Raw genomic sequence first — 16,257 nt, forward strand, 5'->3', positions numbered from 1 at the left:
ACCGACCAGAGCGCCTCGGGTCGGCCGACCAGCCTTGACGTTAGGGAATGTTGTGACCATCCAATCGAGCGGCGACATCGCGCCCGCGACGGCGGAGGACTTCCGGGGCCGGCCCGCAAGCGTCGGCCAACGCGTCCACTCGGTCCTGCACCGCCAGCCCGCACTGAGCCCTGCGATCGTCCTCCTCCTCGCGGGCGTCGCCTTCGCCCTCCTCAACAGCCGCTTCTACGCCCTGCAGAACCTCTCCCTGGTCGCCCAGCAGGTCGCCGTCGTCGGCTCGCTGGCAGCGGGCCAGACCCTGGTGATCCTCACCGCCGGCATCGACCTGTCGATCGGCGCGGTCATGGTGCTCGCGTCCCTGGTGATGTCGAAGCTGGTCTTCGGCAGCCACGTGAACGGACTCCTGGCCCTGCTGATCGGGACCCTCATCGCGATCGCCGCGCAGGCGGTCAACGGCCTGCTGGTCACGAAGATCAAGCTGCCGCCCTTCATCGTCACCCTGGGCACGCTGAGCGTGTTCACCGCGATCACCCTGATCTACGCCCAGGGCCAGACGATCGCGCTGCAGCCGGACACCTTCCTGCTGTGGAGTGCGAAGACGATCTCGATCGGCTCCCTCCGCATCACCACCGGCGTGCTGCTGATGATCGCCCTGTACGCGGTGCTCGGCTACGCGCTGCGCTACACGGCCTGGGGCCGGCACCTCTACGCGGTGGGAGACGACGTCGAGGCCGCCCGGCTGGCCGGCATCTCCGTCAACCGGGTGCTGCTGAGCGCCTACATGGTCGCGGGCGTCGCCATCGCTGTCGCGGCCTGGATCCTGGTCGGCCGCGTCGGCGGCGGCGACCCCAACAGCGGCATCAACGCCAACCTTGAGTCGATCACCGCCGTGGTCATCGGCGGCACCAGCCTCTTCGGCGGTCGCGGCGTCATCTTCGGGTCGCTGATCGGCGCGCTGATCGTCCAGGTCTTTGACAACGGCCTGGCGCTGGCCGGGTTCGATCCCAACTACCAAGTCCTCGCGGTCGGCCTGCTGGTCATCGCCGCGGTGTCCGTCGACCAGTGGATCCGGAGCGTGAAGGCATGACCACCCCCACAAGCGCCCCCGTCCTGCAGGCCAAGGGCCTGGTGAAGACCTTCGGCCGGGTCGTCGGCCTGGACAATGTCGATCTGACCCTCCACCGCGGCGAAGTACTGGCCGTCATCGGCGACAACGGCGCGGGCAAGTCCACCCTGATCAAGTGCCTGTCCGGCGCGCTCGTCCCGGACGAAGGCACCCTCGAGGTCGACGGGCGACCGGTCCACTTCAAGCGCCCGCAGGACGCCCGCGAGGCCGGGATCGAGACGGTCTACCAGACTCTGGCCGTCGCCCCCGCCCTGGACATCGCCAGCAACCTCTTCCTCGCCCGCGAGATCCGACGCAAGGGCCCGCTCGGCTCCGTCTTCCGGATGCTCGACACCGGCGAGATGCGCCACCGGGCCGAGGAGCACATCAAACGCCTCGGCATCAGCACCCTGCAGAACATCAACCAGGCCGTGGAGACCCTCTCCGGCGGCCAGCGGCAAGCCGTCGCGGTCGCGCGGGCCGGCGCGTTCGGCAGCAAGGTCGCCATCCTGGACGAGCCGACCGCGGCGCTGGGCGTCCGCGAGACCGGGCAGGTCCTCAAACTGGTGCGGGACCTGCGTGACCAGGGCCTGGGCGTCATCCTGATCAGCCACAACATGCCCAACGTCTTCGAGGTCGCCGACCGCATCCACATCCAACGCCTCGGCGCCTGCGCCGGCGTCATCACCCCGCAGTCGCACTCCATGGAGGACGCCGTCGCCATCATGACCGGCGCCAAGACACTCCCCCCGGCCGCCGCATGACCGCCTGGACCATCGAGCCCTCCGCGTGGCAGGGCGAACCCTGCCTCACGGTCAGCAACCACGACGGCACCGTGCGCGCCGTCGTGGCCCTGCGCGGTGCGACCCTGATCAGCTGGCACATCCACATCGAGGGTGAAGACTTCGAGCTCACCGACGGCTACCGCGACCTCGCCGAGCTCAACGAGCAGTCCGGGGTCCGTAACGGCGTGATGGCGCCGTTCTGCAACCGCGTCGCCGACGGCCGCTACCACTTCGACGGCCGGGAGCACGACCTGCTCCCGGGCGTCACCGGCGACCGCACTGTCTACCACGGCTTCGCCCGCACCCTGCCCTTCGTCCTCGAAAGCGCCACCACGACCGGCGACGGCGCCCGGTTGGTCCTGCGCAGCGACGAGATCCGGCCCGGGCGCTTCGCCGGCTACCCCTTCGCCCTCGACCTCACGGTCACCTACACCCTCACCCAGGACGAGATCTCCCTGGAGGTAGAGGCGACCAACACCGGAGACGCCACGGCGCCGTACGCCGCCGGCTGGCACCCCTACTTCCAGCTCCGCAACGGCACCGACGGCATCGACGACCTGGAGCTGCGCATCCCGGCCCGCACCCTGATCCGCACCGACGACGCCCTCATCCCCACCGACGGACCCGGCTGCCGCCTCGACCTCGACGACCTGCCGCAGCTGGACTTCCGCCGGCCAAGCCCGGTCGGCCAGCGCGTCATCGACGCCTGCTACGCCGACCTCCACTTCGGGCCCGACGGCCGCGCCGAGACCACACTGCGCGACCCGAAGACTGGCCGTGAACTGCGGATCTGGCAGGAGAGCGGATTCCTGCACCTCTTCACCGGCGACACCCTGCCCCGAGACATGCGCAAGTCCATCGCCATCGAGCCCGTCGAAGCCATGACCAACGCCTTCAACCGCGACGAGTGCCAGGCCGCGATCTCTCTTCCTCCGGGTCGGACCCGCCGCTTCCGCTGCGGCGCGTGGATCTTCTAAGAGCCACGCGCCGCCACACCAGGCGCCCGCACTCCGGTGCATCCGCGCCGGCTCCCACCCGTATCCCAACGCCGCGATGCCGCGGCCGCGAAGCTACCAGTTGGGGCAGCCCCGGCAGGACCGCCCCCGGCAGGCAGCTCCCTGTCCATCGACCCGTCACGCCCTGGCCTGTCCTCCCCATCTGAGCGACCTTCAGCCCAGGGCCGAGGGCAGAAAGGGAAGGCACCGTGTCCCGACCCACCCAGCGCCGCCGACTCCTCGCCGCCACCGCCGTCCTGACCGGGCTCGCTCTTATCAGCGCCTCCCCGGCCACCGCCGACACCGCCCTCTACCACGAGCAGTACCGCCCACAGTTCCACTTCAGCCCCACCCAGAACTGGATGAACGACCCCAACGGCCTGATCTGGTACAGGGGCCAGTACCACCTGTTCTTCCAGTACAACCCGTCAGGGAACACCTGGGGCAACATGTCCTGGGGCCACGCGGTCAGCACCGACCTGGTGCACTGGAAGCAACTCCCGGTGGCCATCCCGCAGGACTCCGACGAGATGGTCTTCTCCGGCAGCGTCGTCCTCGACAAGGACAACAGCAGCGGCCTCGGCACCACCGCCAACCCGCCCCTGGTGGCTGTCTACACCAGCCTCGTGAAGGCCACCGGCATCCAGCGGCAGTCCCTCGCCTACAGCATCGACGGCGGCCTGACCTGGACGAAGTACGCCGGCAACCCGGTCCTCGACCGCAACTCCCAGAACTTCCGCGACCCCAAGGTCTTCTGGTACGGGCCCGCCCGCCGCTGGCTGATGGCCGTCGCCCTCTCCGACCAGCACAAGGTCTCCTTCTACTCCTCCACCGACCTCAAGAACTGGACCCACCTCAGCGACTTCGGCCCCGCCGGGGCCACCGGCGGCGCGTGGGAGTGCCCCGACCTCTTCCCGCTGCCGGTCGACGGCAACCCGGGGAGCACCAAGTGGGTCCTGGTGGTCGGCACCCAGTCGATCGCCGGCGGCACGGGCACCCAGTACTTCACCGGCGACTTCAACGGCACTACCTTCACCACCGACGACCCTGCCAGCTACACCCCGCCGCCCGGCACCACCCTGGACGACTTCGAGTCCGGCACCTACGGAGACTGGACCACCACCGGCACAGCCTTCGGGACCGGCCCGGCCAGCGGCACCCTCCCCAACCAGCAGACCGTCTCCGGTTACCAGGGCACGTCCTACGTCAACAGCTACCACGGCGGCGACGCGTCCACCGGAACCCTCACCTCGCCCACCTTCACCCTCAGCAGGCCCTACCTGAACTTCCTCGTCGGCGGCGGCAACCACCCGCACATCGACGGCGCCGGCGACGGATCGGCGCCTCCCGGACAGATCTTCGCCGACTTCTCCGGCGACACCTACGGCACAGGCTGGACCGCCACGGGCTCGTTCGCGAACTCCGGCCCCACCGCCGAGAGCCTCCCCGGCCAGCTCAGCCCCAAGGTCCTCGACACCTACACTCCCGAAGGCGACCCCGGCACCGGCACCATCACGTCCCCCGCCTTCACCGTCACCAGCAACTACATCGACCTCCAGACCGCCATGGGCGACCACGCCAACGACCTGCCGAACCCGACGGCGGTCAACCTGATCGTGGACGGCAAGGTCGTGGCCACCGCGACCGGCTCCAACAGCGGCGACCTCAACTGGACCTCCTGGGACACCAGCGCCTACCTCGGCAGGCAGGCGCAGATCCAGGTGGTCGACAACAACACCGGAGGGTGGGGCCACATCGCCGTCGGCGACATCGTCTTCTCCGACCAGCCTGCCGCTCCTCGCGACATGCAGACCGCAGTCAACCTGATCGTCGACGGCAAGGTCGTCCGCACCGCCACCGGCTCCGACAGTGAAACGCTTGACTGGACCTCCTGGAACCTGCATGACCTGCTCGGCAAGCAGGCGCAGATCCAGATCGTCGACAACAACACCGAAGGCTGGGGCCACATCCTTGCCGACGACTTCACGCTTGCCGACGCCCCGGCGCTCAGCAGCCTCCAGCGAGCCCACTGGGTCGACTACGGCGAGGACTTCTACGCCGCCGGCACCTACAACGACGCCCCCGGCGACCGCCGCATCATGCTCGCCTGGATGAACAACTGGAACTACGGGCAGGAGATCCCCACCAGCCCGTGGCGCAGCGCCGACACCTTCCCCCGCCAGCTCACGCTCCGCACCGTGAACGGGAAGGTCCAACTGGTGCAGCAGCCCGTCAGCGAACTCGCCACCCTGCGCGGCACCGGCACGGCCGTCCCGACCGCTACCGCCGACAGCTCCACCAGCACACTTCCCGTGTCCGGCGGCACCTTGGAACTCCAGGCCGACTTCACCCGGGGCACCGCCACCGACTTCGGCCTCGACGTCCGCACCGGCAGCGGGCAGCGCACCCGCATCGGCTACGACACCACCACCAGCCAGGTCTACATCGACCGCACCGCCTCCGGCCTCGTCGACCTCGACCCCACCTTCCCCGGCGTCCAGCGCGCGCCTCTCGCACTCGGCAGCGGACCCCTGCACCTGCACGTCCTCGTCGACACCTCCTCAGTCGAGGTCTACGCCGAGAACGCCGACGGCGAACAAGTCGTCCTCACCGACCAGGTCTTCCCCGACCCCGCCAGCACCGGCGTCGACCTCTTCGCCGAGAACGGCACCACCACCCTCAGCCACCTGCAGGCCTGGCAGTTGAAGTCCATCTGGCCGTGACGGCCCTCGAAGTACACCGCAGGGGGATGCCGGTGACCCGCGTCCCCCTGCCCGCCACTACTGCAAACCGGTCAAAGGACCACACAGCTGACCCACACGAGTGCCCCCGCTCGCCGGCGACCACGATCGGTTGCCCGGCGCGCCATCGGCGGCCGCGATGCGCACCACGCGGCCACCCGAAACCCCGTCCCACTCCGGACCGCGGTCTGCGTCGCCCTGTCGGACCAGGTCCCCGAGGCGGACGGTTCCCCAGACCAGGCGACTCAGATACGGTGACCCGATGTTGCTCACTCCACCCCTCGGCGACTACCACGCATATCTGTTCGACTGCGACGGAACGGTCACCGACTCGATGCCGCAGCACTACGGTGTCGCCCCAGAACACTGCCTGGTGTTCGAGGACACCGATATGGGGATCCAGGCGGCCACCGAGGCTGGCATGAACTCTGTTCGCATCCCCCAGCGCCGGACCCAGCACCCACTCGGCGGCGCACGCTAGTCCGGCATGATCTCGCGCTCCTACCGTCGGGTCTGACGAACCGACCCTGTGCCGGAGCGCTCCCGACCGCCGAGTGGAACTGGCGATCCAGCGTCGGTCCGACCGCGAGCCGAACCCGGATCGCCGTCGATTCTGACGGTCAGGCTCGGTCGCCGCTATCAGGAGCGTCGGTGCGGGCCTCGTTTCGCGAGTCCGGGGGCGCATCAGCCCCATTCATCGTGAATATATGGGTTATACGGTGGAGCGACGGAGTGAGCCCAGTGCTCGCCGTGGTCCACATGGCGGGGCAGGCGGTGTGACCGGCCTGCGCTCCGTGTGACCTTCAGCGTGACGCCCACTCAAGTCTGGGGTGACAGGGCCTCCCAGCCCTTCTCCAGGAGGTCGAACGCGCGGGTGACGCTGTGGCGGGGGTTCCCACCGCCGGTGACCCGTGGGGCCTCAAGGGCGAAGTGGGCGAGTGCGGCGCAGGTGGGGTCTCCGGGCGCAAGTCCGCTGTCCTCGGCGATGGCGTGGGCGAGGGCGGTTTCGTGGCGTAGCCACATGCGTTGCGCGTAATCGCGCAACGCTGGGGTGCTTTCGACGAGTTGACTGAAGGCCGCGAATTCGGCATCGCCGTCCGCGGCGGCAACGCGGTGGCGCAGCGCGTGCTCGCGCAGGGCCGCGGGGATGGACTGCCCTTCGGGCCGCTCGCGGACGGCGGCGAGCAGGCGGGCCTCCTGGTCGGCGTCCTCGTCGAAGACCAGGGCCTCCTTGGTCGGGAAGTGCTTGAAGAGCGTGGTGGTGGACACGTCGACGGCGTCCGCGATCTCGCGGATGCCGACCTGCTCGTAGCCGCGTTCGAGGAAGAGGCGCAGCGCCGTCTCGGCCAGAGCCTGGCGGGTGGCCGCCTTCTTGCGTTCGCGGCGCCCTGGAGGTGGTGCCGTCGCCTCGGCGGAGGGCGTGGTGTCGGTCATGCCACGACTCTACCCTTCGGTTGGCCAACTTCAAAAGTTGTGTTGTTGCACTTATTGAGCCGGTGTGGTCTTCTGGAGCAGGCGGTCGCGTGGCACGGCCCGGCCGCCGTCCCACACCGCCCTCCGCCAGAAAGGTGTGCTCAGCCATGCCCACCCAACGCCCCATTGCGATCATCGGCGCCGGCCCCGGCGGCCTGACCTGCGCACGCATCCTGCAGCAGCACGGCCTCGCCGCCGTGGTCTACGACCTGGATGCCTCCCCCGCCTCCCGCGATCAAGGCGGCACCCTCGACATGCACCACGACTCCGGCCAGCACGCCCTGCGCCAGGCCGACCTGTGGGACGAGTTCGCCGCCCGCGCCCGACCGGAGGGCCAACAGATGCGCCTGGTCGGCCGCGACGGCCGCATCCTGTTCGACAACGTTCCGCTGGAGACCGACGACGTCACCGAGGGCAACCCCGAGATCGACCGGGGACAACTGCGCGACCTCCTCCTGGAGTCCCTTCACCCGGGGACCGTGAGCTGGGGACACAAACTCAACCGCCTCGAACCCCTCGGCGACGGCACCTACCGCCTGCACTTCGAGGGCCGCACGAGCGCGGACGCCGATCTGGTCGTCGGGGCCGACGGCGCCTGGTCCCGGGTGCGCCGCATCCTGTCCGCAGCAGAGCCCGCCTACACCGGCGTCACCTTCGTTGAGACCGGCCTCGGCGACGTCGACACCCGCCATCCCCACCTTGCCGCGCTCACCGGGAGCGGCACCATGATGGCCCTCGACGACAACCGGGGATTCATCGCGCAACGCAGCAGCGGCGGCCATATCCGCGTCTACATCGGAATGCGCACCCCCCAGGAGTGGCACCAGCAGCACGGCGTCAGCCTGACCGACCACGACAGCGTGCGCGACGCGCTCCTGGCACAATTCACCGGCTGGGCCCGTGACCTGCTCGACTTCATCACGGACACGGACACCGGCTACACCAACCGGCCCTTGTTCGCCCTGCCCGTTCCGCACACCTGGACCCATCGCCCAGGTGTCACCCTGCTCGGCGACGCCGCCCACCTCATGTCCCCGTTCTCCGGCATGGGGGCCAACCTCGCCATGCTCGACGGCTCCGACCTCGCCCGCGCCGTCATCGAACACCCCATCGCCGAAGCAGCCGTCCGCGCCTACGAGAGCGTCATGCACCCCCGGTCCCTCAAGGCTGCCGAAGGCGCCGCCGAAGGCATCGACAGCGCCTTCGCCCCCGACAGCGCCGCCCAGGCCCTCGCCCACATGTCGCAACACAACTGACGGTGCGTCATGCGCTGGCCGGACCGAGTGGGCACCAAGCTGGAGCGGGTTGCCTGGCACTGACAGGGGCAGGCACGCGCCACAACCCGTGCCCATACTCAAGTCCATGAAGAGCAAGTCGCAGCTGGGACGGTTCCTGAGGACGCGCAGAGCGCAACTGCAGCCGTCGGACGTCGGGTTGCCGCAGTTCGACGAGCGGCGGCGAGTGCAGGGCCTGCGCCGGGACGAACTCGCCCACCTGGCCGGGGTCAGCGAGTCGTACTACACGCGGCTGGAGCAGGGGCTGTCGCGAGGCGCGTCCACGGCCGTACTGGACGCGCTCGCCAGGGCACTTCGGCTGGACGAGACCGAGCACCGCCACCTGTACGACCTCGCCGGCGTCGGGCGGAAGAGCGACCAGGACCGGACCCGCGAGTCACCGGCACCTGAGTACATCAACGAGACGACACGGCAGCTGATCGACGCCTTCGGCGACACGCCGGTCGTTGTGCTCGGCCGCCGCAGCGACGTTCTGGCGTGGAACCCCACCGGGCATGCGCTCTTCGCCGGACACCTCGATCCGACCAGCCCGGCAGACCCGGCCCGCCGTCCGAACACCGCACGGCTGGTCTTCCGGGACGCGCACACCCGCGAGCTCTACGAGGACTGGCCCAAGAAGGCCAAGGACGCGGTGGGCAGGCTGCGCCTCGGCGTCGGCCGATACCCGGATGATCCGTTGCTCGCCGCCTTGATCGGCGAACTAGTCATGCACAGCGAGGAGTTCACCGCCCTGTGGTCCCAGCACCGGGTCCGCGCCTGGGACACGGCCACCTACCGGATGCGACATCCGCTCGTGGGCCCCATGGATGTCACCCAGCAGGCCATGCCGGTCCCGAACCAGCAGAGCCAGCGCCTCGTTGCGGTCACCGCCGCGGCGGGTTCGGCCTCGCAAGCCGCGCTGACCCTGCTCGCCCAAACCACCGCAACGGACCGACCCGCGCGTCTGACAACCGACCACCTGTCCACCGTTTCTGAACACCTGTGAATGGAGACACCATGTCCACGCTCTACACCACCGAGGCCCTCTCGACCGGCGACGGTCGCAACGGCGAGGTCCGTACCTCCGACGGCGTGCTCGACGAACTCCTCGCCGTCCCGAAGGAGATGGGCGGCCCCGGCGGCGACAGGACCAACCCCGAGCAGCTCTTCGCGGCCGGCTACGCCGCCTGCTTCCACAACGGGATGCGCGTGATAGCGGGCCAGCAGAAGGTGAAGCTGGGTGAGTCGACCGTCCGGTCCACGGTGAGCCTGATCACCCTCGACAACGGAGGCTTCTCGCTGAAGGTCGCCCTGTCCGCACACCTGCCCGGCCTGGACCAGGCGACCGCCGACCAGCTCGTGGAGACCACCCACCAGGTATGCCCGTACTCCAACGCCACCCGAGGGAACATCGAGGTCACCCTCGCAGCGACCGTCTGAGAGGAGGCTTCATCCTGCGGATCGTGTCTGATCCCTTGATGTCGGGTCTCTCCATGTTGGGGGTGGATTCGCTGGTGAGTCTTCGGGTCATCGTGTCGATCTGGCCCAGGCACGGGGGCCAGCCGCCAGGGTGGGAGGCATGGACCTGCAGCGGTCGAGTTCCTTCAACGGCCGATGCTGAGCAGCTCCAGTTCGTTGGCCGGCCGCCTGGACCTACGTCCTCAACGACCACGAGGGCGGCCTGCCCTCGTCGACCCGCTACCTCGGCATCATCTCCGACGCGGCGGAGTCGGCGGGGGCACCCACGGCCACGTGATGGAGCCGCGCGGGCGTCCGTGCTGAGGTCGCGCCGACCAGCCGGTCAGGTGCAGCCCGGTCAGGTGCAGGCAGCGACCGGGTCGCCGTTGTTGTTCTCGGTCAGCACCCGGCACAGGGTGGCGTCCGCCACCTTCCAGGTGCCGTTCTCCAGGACCGCCTGGCCTTTCATGTCCTGGAGGCCTACGTCGCCGCCCAAGCACAGGGTGACGGTGACGTCGGCCGTGGTCGGGCCGGTGAAGTGCACGGCGGTCACGTTGGCGCTCCCCATGCGCTCATCCGTGTTCGTGGTGAACAGCTGCACCATCACCGCCTTCTTCGGGCTGTCCTGGAGCAGCGCGGCCTTCGCGCTGTCGGACAGGCGTGGGTCGAAGAACTTCGTGTAGTCGTCCGCGACGCTCCGGGCCGCCGCCGCGGGGTCGCCGGGCCCGGTCCCGCTGACGGACGGCGGCCCCGCGGTGCGGCAGGCGGCCGCGAGCGTGTGGCCTGCGGTGGGCGCCGCGGTGCCGGAAGCCGTACTCAACGTGACACTGTTCGTGGTGGCGCTGCTGCAGGCCGCGACCAACAGCAGACCGGCTACGCCGCCGGTCAGAACCGCTGGACGACGCAGACGTTCGATGCGGTCCGATCGCATGGTCTCCACCTCCTGCGAAGGCAGGTGCGCTTGGACCCACACCCCCATGCTCGCCCCGATGCACCGGTCCCGCCACGGCTACACCCCCGTTGGACGACTCCCTGTGTGAGCGCTTTCAGTTGCGCGCCTGGCGACGGCGACCCACTCGAAGCGGTTACTTCCGGCGCCCAGCGGTACATCGACCTGCAGCAGGTGCAGGACGAGTCGTTCGTGCTGAGCACCGCGCTTCCTCCGAAAGCCCGGCTTCGCTTGGCCTTGGCACCCGCGGGCGAACCGGGCGGGACCAGTGTGCGATCCGGTCAGCGCCTCCGTCGGCCTGGATTCGGCGAACAGTCTTCGTCGCCATTCGGGGAGCAATAGTCAATAGTTGTGGATCAGTGCGTTTCTCTTGATCCGCTTTCGGTGCCGCCTGCCTTCAGCTGCCTGCGAAGGCTCCTGAGCTCTGCGACCAGGCGGGGGACGGCTTCGCGGGCGGTGGCGATGAACTGTGCGTTCTCGTCCCAGCGCTCGTCGGCGGCATCCACGTAGCGGGGCTGCTGGACCAGTGTCGCGGCCACGATCTCGCGGTGGTCGAAGTTCGGCCAGCGCTCGCCAAGGCCGGTGTCCGGCGTGGTGCTGACAGCGACGAGGTTCATCGCATACTCGTCGTCAAGGCCGCGGACGAACCAGGGCCCGGGTGTGGCTGCCTGCGCGAGTTCGTCGAGGTCGTCGAGTTCCTCGTCGCTGAGCGGTTCCGGGCTGACCATCAGGCTGCGACCTCCTCTCGTTCCACGAGTTGACCGTTCTCGAACGTCGCGCCGGCTTCGACCTCGACGCCCAGCGGGACCAGGCGGTCGCCGCGCTGGAGGAGCTGATCGCCGCCAAGGTCGGCATGGGCGAAGCCCCGCACGAGGCTGAGCCAATGCCGCGCGGCGAGCCAGTGGTCGACCTCATGGCCGCGCTGCGAGCCTCCATCGCGGAGACGACCGCCGCGCGGGAAGCCGAGGCGGCCCCAGCGAAGAAGAGAGCCACGAAGAAGGCTCCGACGAAGCGGGCGCCGAGGAAGGCCGGCTGACCTGTCAGCCGAGGGTCTTACCGTCGAAGGCGCGCACGAGTCCGCGTAGAGCCGCAGGCAGAGCGCGACGAGCCGGGCACTCCGATGACGGTAGAGCCGGCCCGACTGCGTCAGAATCCGTACACCGCCTGATGCCACAGATTGAACGCGACCGCCCACGTCAGCGTTTGCTCCGCGAAGTTCGCCGGCACCTTGTGCACCTTCGTCTCACCGGCCTGGGTCGCGACGATCACCGTGACGTGCCCGGTCTTCTTCTTGGCGCCGAGTGCGAAAAGACCGATCGTAAGGGCGCGGGTGACGGTGACGCGGCGGCCAGTCTGGTCGAGGGTCTGCACGGTGCACTGCGAGACGTGCCGTGTCCACTTCTGCCACAGCGCCCCGACGGACAGGTTCCCCTTCGCGTCGATGCTGATCTGCGAGCCGAACGGGGGCCGCGGCGCCTTCGGTGGCGGCTGCGGCGGCAAGTGGGGAAGCCCGGGCGGTGGCATCGTCATGCCGGAATTGTGACGCCGTGGCTTCCGGTTGGGGAGGAGTTGGTCAGACCGTGACCAACCCGCAGTCGACGTCGACCCCGGTGCGGGGACGGCGCCGGCCCGATCTCGCGGGTCTGCTCTCGCTGTCCTGTGCCCATCGGAGCTTGAGTGCGTGCCATTGAACCTTGATCGACGCGATTCTGTGCCATCGAAGGGGCTGACTAGCGGCCTCAGCGGGCGGCCTTCTTCTGCAGGACCCATACGTAGTGCCACTTGCCCTGTGTGCGTTTGGGTTTGGTGTCGGCGAACGCCTGGATGGTCGGCCACAGGCCCGTGGCGCCGGCCGCGATCGTCGCGGTGAAGCCGAGCGCACCTTGGAGGGCCTCGGGGCGGACTGCGGCAAGGACAGCGCTTGTCGTACCCAGTACGGCGCCGGAGCGGCTGAGGGCCCGGGACCGGGACGTGCTGCTCATTTGCGCGGTAGCCGCGTTCACCTCGTCACGGATGGAGAGCGCGATCCGTTCCAGGGCCACCTGGGAGTCGACCGCTTCCAGCGCGCCGTCGAGTTCGAGGAGCCGGGAGCGCATGAAATCGCGGTACTGCCTGTAGGAGTCGAACTCCTCCCTGGTGACTTGAGCGAAGTCGGCGAGGCTGAGCCCATCGATGAAGGGCAGATCGATCTCCAGGACCGGCCGGACCACCCGGCTGGCAAGGGGCTTGGTCCCCGCCAGATCCACGGCGCGGCCATGCTCTACCACGAAGTCGATCGACCGGTCACTGAACGACGGCAGCGGACCGGGCTCGCTATACGACTGATCATCACGCCGCCCCGCGCGTCCTTTTGTGAAGACCGGCCCGTACCAGACCAGCCCGCTGCGCAGCAGGGGTTCAGCATCCAAGAGCCACTGCCCCAACTGGACGAGATCGTTGGTCACCAACCCGTAGAGATATGTCTCGATCCGGGTAGAGGGCAGTTGTTCTCCCCCAATCCCTGGCACGGCAGGACTTGAAAGGTCCTCACGCTGCTCCCCGAGTCTGTGCACTGCTCCGATGCCGTGGTCGGACAACAGCATCGTGTCCGCGACCAGGACGACCCGCTTGGTGACATGCGTGAAGCTTCCCATCTCCGAGGACAGTCCGACGTAGTACGGGGAGGTCGCGGCTGCCTTCGTGCTCAGGAGACGCTCGTAGTCGGCGTAGAGCGTGCGGGCATAGGTGAGGGCGACGTCCCGGGGAGAGGCCCTTTCCGGCTCCACGAGCGAGTCGTAGAACTCGTTCATCCAGACGGCCACACCCCGGTTCTGATATGCGCGGAGGTCCTGCCACGCTCGCCATCCACGTCGGAACATACGCACAGCATTGCCCGTAGTCGAGCACCCCGTCCAGCGATCAACTCCCAGCGAAGCACAATGCGAACGGGCGCCCCCCCGGGTTGGTTTGTCGGTAGCTCAGCCGCTCCAGCCGACTGGGGGCGATCAATCTTGTGTGGCACAGAATCGCGTCGATCAAGGTTCAATGGCCCGCACTCAAGCTCCGCTGGCACAGGACACTCGCGCCAGTAGATGCGTCCGCTTCCGAGCATGACATAATCGAACACATGAGCGACTTCCAGGGTGTGAAGCCCAGCGGCTGGCCCGAGCACGTGTGACTCGTCTAGATAGGTGTCACTTGGTCGCGACAACTGTCACCCGGAACGCGCGGAGGACCTAAGGTGATCGGAATGAGCGATGGACCCGTGATGCTGCGTCCCGTGGCCGAGGACGACTTGTCGGTGCTCGAGCGGTTTCTCACGGATCCTGAGGCGACTGGGCCGTTCCAATGGCTCGGCTGGTCGGATCCCGGGCGGTGGCGACGACGCTGGGCGCAGGACGGTCTGCTCGGCGATGACAGCGGCCAGCTGATGGTGGTGACTGATGCCGACAGGCTCGGCTTCGTGGCATGGCGGAAGGTCGTGACGTCGCGGAGCTCGTACTGCTGGAATGTCGGAGCCCAACTGCTGCCGGAGGGCCGGGGCCGCGGGGTCGGCACACAGGCACAGCGACTGCTGGCACGCTACCTTTTCGCCCACACACCAGTGGTCAGACTTGAAGCGGACACCGAGACGGAGAACACCGCCGAGCAGCGCGCACTGGAGAAATGCGGCTTCACCCGTGAAGGCCTGCTACGAAGCACTGTGTTCCGGGACGGGCAGTGGCGGGACGTCGTCCGCTACAGCATGCTCCGCAGCGACAGCCTCGGACAGCGGTGACAACTGCGCCGAAAACTGGGAGCAGGTGACAACCAGCCCGACCATCTGGTGACAAGAAGCGTGACCACCACACCGCTGAAGCCCAGATCATCCGCCGAGTCGGTGACAGTTATCTCGACCAGTCACAGCACGTCGACGCCCCCGGCGTCACCGGCGGCCCCTGGGAGCAGTCCGCCGCGAAGTGGCTGTTCGAGCAAGCCCCAGGCCAGTGGCGGAACTACCACGTTCTCCGCAAGAACCCGATCATGCTCGCCCGCGATGTCCGCTACCTCCTCCAGAGCTACATCCAAGCCCGCAGGGACGGCTATGCCCGAGCCCGCACCGACATCGCCGCCATCATGACTGCCAGCCTCGGCCGGCGGGACGACGGCAGCTGGGTCCACCCCGACCAGATCCCCGACATCCCGTACACCACCCTCGACGAGTACCTGAAGGTCCACGCCCAGGAAGCCGAACGGCTCAAGCAACTCCTCGCCCAAGTCCAGGTCGTCGAAGACGCCCTCACCGGCGTCCGCTGGATACCTTAAATTTAGGTGTGTTGCGGCTGGTCGTGGTTGTGCGAACCTTCCGCCTACGAGCCGTTAGGAACTAGCCGCGGCGCTGCTGCCGCGCAGGCGTGGCACGAACGGCGCGATGATCCCGAGCATGCCGGTGCTGCCCCATGCGCTCGCGAGCCACGGTTCCCGGTGCATCACAGCGATCATCGCGGCCACGAGCATGCCGACACCCAGGACTGACCCGACGCAAAGGCCTGTCATCCGCAGCACGAAATCGCGCTTGGCCTGGACCTCTTCCAAAGCCGCACGCTTCGAATCCGCTACCTCCTGCAGTGCCAGGGCCTTCATCCGCGCTACGTGCTGCCGCTTCATCTCCGGCTCCAGCGTGGACAGTGCTGCGCGAAGATGCTCGGGCGGCAGCGTTGCCCACTGTGCTGCGATCTCCAGGCCGGACAGTGGCACGCCATCCGGGGACGTCTCTGTCGTCATCTGCGCGAGCCCCCCGTCAGCGGCTGCGGCCCCGGTGCCGCTTCGGTCTTTAGGGAGTCGGGCGGCGGTCCAAGCGTGCGGAACATGGTGTCGAGGCCGGACGTTATGGCCAGCATTGCCGCAGCAGCGTCAGGATCCTCTAATGCCTTGAGGGCGTCGGGCCCCGTGTTGATGGCCTTGAAAACGCCTCCCGCCGAGCCGACGAGAGTGGTGGAGGCCAACTGCGGATCTGTGCGGCCAGGGAGCTCTCTGGCGATGCGAAGCGAGTCAGCGATCTCGCTGGACCGGTCGCCCATGGCGCGGGTGCGCTGTTCCACAGACCGGCGGATCTTCTCCAGATGGGTCCGCTCCAAGGCCTGGCGAGCGTTTACAAGCCCTTGCTGCTCCAGTTCCGCGAGGATCTGGCGGCGCGTCAGGCGACGCTCACGCCAAAACCTAAACCCGTGCCCTGGGACGAACTGCCGGGCAAGCCGGCGACGCTCAAGCCAACGCACCGCACACCCCCTCCCCGACTCGATGTGTTCTGCACGCATCAAACCAGAGCGGAGGTCAACTGGTGGGCACTTCTTCTTGATCTCCTGCCAGTTCGGACAGGACCGTCGAAGCACTCCTTACCAGCCCGCCGCGTCGCCTTGTGTGGCCGCCACAACACGGCTGGATCACGAGGACAAAGATGGATCCCACGCAAGGCCGAGGTCGACTGGTCGAAGACCTAGCTGTTCTGACCACGGAGG

The 16,257-nt window shown here is 68.3% G+C and carries 18 protein-coding genes and 1 pseudogene; 12 read left to right on the forward strand and 7 right to left on the reverse strand.

Going from position 1 to position 16,257, the window contains the following annotated elements; genetic code table 11:
- Positions 1-52: 52 nt before the first annotated feature.
- The 5 genes from DN069_RS19205 to DN069_RS19225 all read left to right on the forward strand — a co-directional run bounded on the left by DN069_RS19205 (position 53) and on the right by DN069_RS19225 (position 6,107).
- On the forward strand, positions 53-1,087 hold the full coding sequence (locus DN069_RS19205) for an ABC transporter permease (RefSeq protein WP_111502395.1): 1,035 nt from the start codon (positions 53-55) through the stop codon (positions 1,085-1,087).
- Positions 1,084-1,869: an ATP-binding cassette domain-containing protein gene (locus tag DN069_RS19210; protein WP_111502397.1), complete on the forward strand. Its 786-nt coding sequence runs from the start codon at positions 1,084-1,086 to the stop codon at positions 1,867-1,869. Before DN069_RS19205 ends, DN069_RS19210 begins: the two co-directional genes overlap by 4 nt.
- Positions 1,866-2,867, forward strand: a complete 1,002-nt coding sequence (locus tag DN069_RS19215; RefSeq protein WP_111502399.1) for an aldose 1-epimerase — start codon at positions 1,866-1,868, stop codon at positions 2,865-2,867. The genes DN069_RS19210 and DN069_RS19215 overlap by 4 nt, the downstream gene beginning before the upstream one ends.
- Positions 2,868-3,094: 227 nt before the next feature.
- Positions 3,095-5,608, forward strand: a complete 2,514-nt coding sequence (locus DN069_RS19220; RefSeq protein WP_111502401.1) for a glycoside hydrolase family 32 protein — start codon at positions 3,095-3,097, stop codon at positions 5,606-5,608.
- Positions 5,609-5,888: 280 nt separating this feature from the next.
- A complete protein-coding gene (locus DN069_RS19225) occupies positions 5,889-6,107 on the forward strand; it encodes an HAD-IA family hydrolase (protein ID WP_111502403.1) in 219 nt (72 codons plus the stop codon).
- A gap of 338 nt (positions 6,108-6,445) precedes the next feature.
- Here DN069_RS19225 and DN069_RS19230 read toward each other — a convergent pair whose 3' ends face one another.
- Entirely contained in the window at positions 6,446-7,060 is a 615-nt protein-coding gene (locus DN069_RS19230; protein ID WP_111502405.1) for a TetR/AcrR family transcriptional regulator, read from the reverse strand.
- Between the two features lie 146 nt (positions 7,061-7,206).
- Here DN069_RS19230 and DN069_RS19235 point away from each other — a divergent pair, with 146 nt between their 5' ends.
- From DN069_RS19235 to DN069_RS19250, 4 genes and pseudogenes are all read left to right on the forward strand, one after another.
- Positions 7,207-8,355 carry an FAD-dependent oxidoreductase gene (locus tag DN069_RS19235; RefSeq protein ID WP_111502407.1) on the forward strand — a complete coding sequence of 383 codons (1,149 nt, stop codon included), beginning with the start codon at positions 7,207-7,209 and terminating at the stop codon, positions 8,353-8,355.
- A 106-nt stretch (positions 8,356-8,461) separates the two neighbouring features.
- Positions 8,462-9,379: a helix-turn-helix transcriptional regulator gene (locus DN069_RS19240; RefSeq protein WP_111502435.1), complete on the forward strand. Its 918-nt coding sequence runs from the start codon at positions 8,462-8,464 to the stop codon at positions 9,377-9,379.
- 11 nt (positions 9,380-9,390) lie between these two features.
- A complete protein-coding gene (locus DN069_RS19245) occupies positions 9,391-9,813 on the forward strand; it encodes an organic hydroperoxide resistance protein (RefSeq protein ID WP_111502409.1) in 423 nt (140 codons plus the stop codon).
- Positions 9,814-10,018: 205 nt separating this feature from the next.
- Positions 10,019-10,155: pseudogene (locus DN069_RS19250) on the forward strand (gamma-glutamylcyclotransferase family protein); the annotation flags it as partial.
- 34 nt (positions 10,156-10,189) lie between these two features.
- On the opposite strand, the gene DN069_RS19255 reads toward DN069_RS19250, so the two are convergent.
- Together DN069_RS19255 and DN069_RS19260 are read right to left on the reverse strand one after the other, a co-directional pair.
- Entirely contained in the window at positions 10,190-10,651 is a 462-nt protein-coding gene (locus tag DN069_RS19255) for an MTB12 C-terminal domain-containing protein (RefSeq protein WP_133259972.1), read from the reverse strand.
- Positions 10,652-11,136: 485 nt separating this feature from the next.
- On the reverse strand, positions 11,137-11,508 hold the full coding sequence (locus tag DN069_RS19260; RefSeq protein ID WP_111502413.1) for a hypothetical protein: 372 nt from the start codon (positions 11,506-11,508) through the stop codon (positions 11,137-11,139).
- A 29-nt stretch (positions 11,509-11,537) separates the two neighbouring features.
- On the opposite strand from DN069_RS19260, the gene DN069_RS19265 reads away from it, so the two are divergent.
- Positions 11,538-11,816: a Ku family protein gene (locus tag DN069_RS19265; protein ID WP_111502415.1), complete on the forward strand. Its 279-nt coding sequence runs from the start codon at positions 11,538-11,540 to the stop codon at positions 11,814-11,816.
- 110 nt (positions 11,817-11,926) lie between these two features.
- On the opposite strand, the gene DN069_RS19270 is transcribed toward DN069_RS19265, so the two are convergent.
- Together DN069_RS19270 and DN069_RS19275 are read right to left on the reverse strand one after the other, a co-directional pair.
- Positions 11,927-12,310, reverse strand: coding sequence for a hypothetical protein (locus tag DN069_RS19270; protein ID WP_133259973.1), 384 nt, complete (start codon positions 12,308-12,310; stop codon positions 11,927-11,929).
- Positions 12,311-12,519: 209 nt separating this feature from the next.
- Entirely contained in the window at positions 12,520-13,569 is a 1,050-nt protein-coding gene (locus DN069_RS19275; protein WP_133259974.1) for a hypothetical protein, read from the reverse strand.
- A 440-nt stretch (positions 13,570-14,009) separates the two neighbouring features.
- Here DN069_RS19275 and DN069_RS19280 point away from each other — a divergent pair, with 440 nt between their 5' ends.
- Together DN069_RS19280 and DN069_RS19285 are read left to right on the forward strand one after the other, a co-directional pair.
- Positions 14,010-14,537, forward strand: a complete 528-nt coding sequence (locus tag DN069_RS19280) for a GNAT family N-acetyltransferase (RefSeq protein ID WP_111502421.1) — start codon at positions 14,010-14,012, stop codon at positions 14,535-14,537.
- 245 nt (positions 14,538-14,782) lie between these two features.
- Positions 14,783-15,064 carry a hypothetical protein gene (locus tag DN069_RS19285; RefSeq protein ID WP_111502423.1) on the forward strand — a complete coding sequence of 94 codons (282 nt, stop codon included), beginning with the start codon at positions 14,783-14,785 and terminating at the stop codon, positions 15,062-15,064.
- 54 nt (positions 15,065-15,118) lie between these two features.
- On the opposite strand, the gene DN069_RS19290 is transcribed toward DN069_RS19285, so the two are convergent.
- Both DN069_RS19290 and DN069_RS19295 read right to left on the reverse strand, forming a co-directional pair.
- Positions 15,119-15,523 carry a hypothetical protein gene (locus DN069_RS19290; protein WP_133259975.1) on the reverse strand — a complete coding sequence of 135 codons (405 nt, stop codon included), beginning with the start codon at positions 15,521-15,523 and terminating at the stop codon, positions 15,119-15,121.
- On the reverse strand, positions 15,520-16,017 hold the full coding sequence (locus DN069_RS19295) for a hypothetical protein (protein WP_111502427.1): 498 nt from the start codon (positions 16,015-16,017) through the stop codon (positions 15,520-15,522). Before DN069_RS19295 ends, DN069_RS19290 begins: the two co-directional genes overlap by 4 nt.
- Positions 16,018-16,257: the final 240 nt, after the last annotated feature.

Source organism: Streptacidiphilus pinicola (assembly GCF_003258295.1).
In the GTDB taxonomy this organism is placed as follows: domain Bacteria; phylum Actinomycetota; class Actinomycetes; order Streptomycetales; family Streptomycetaceae; genus Streptacidiphilus; species Streptacidiphilus pinicola.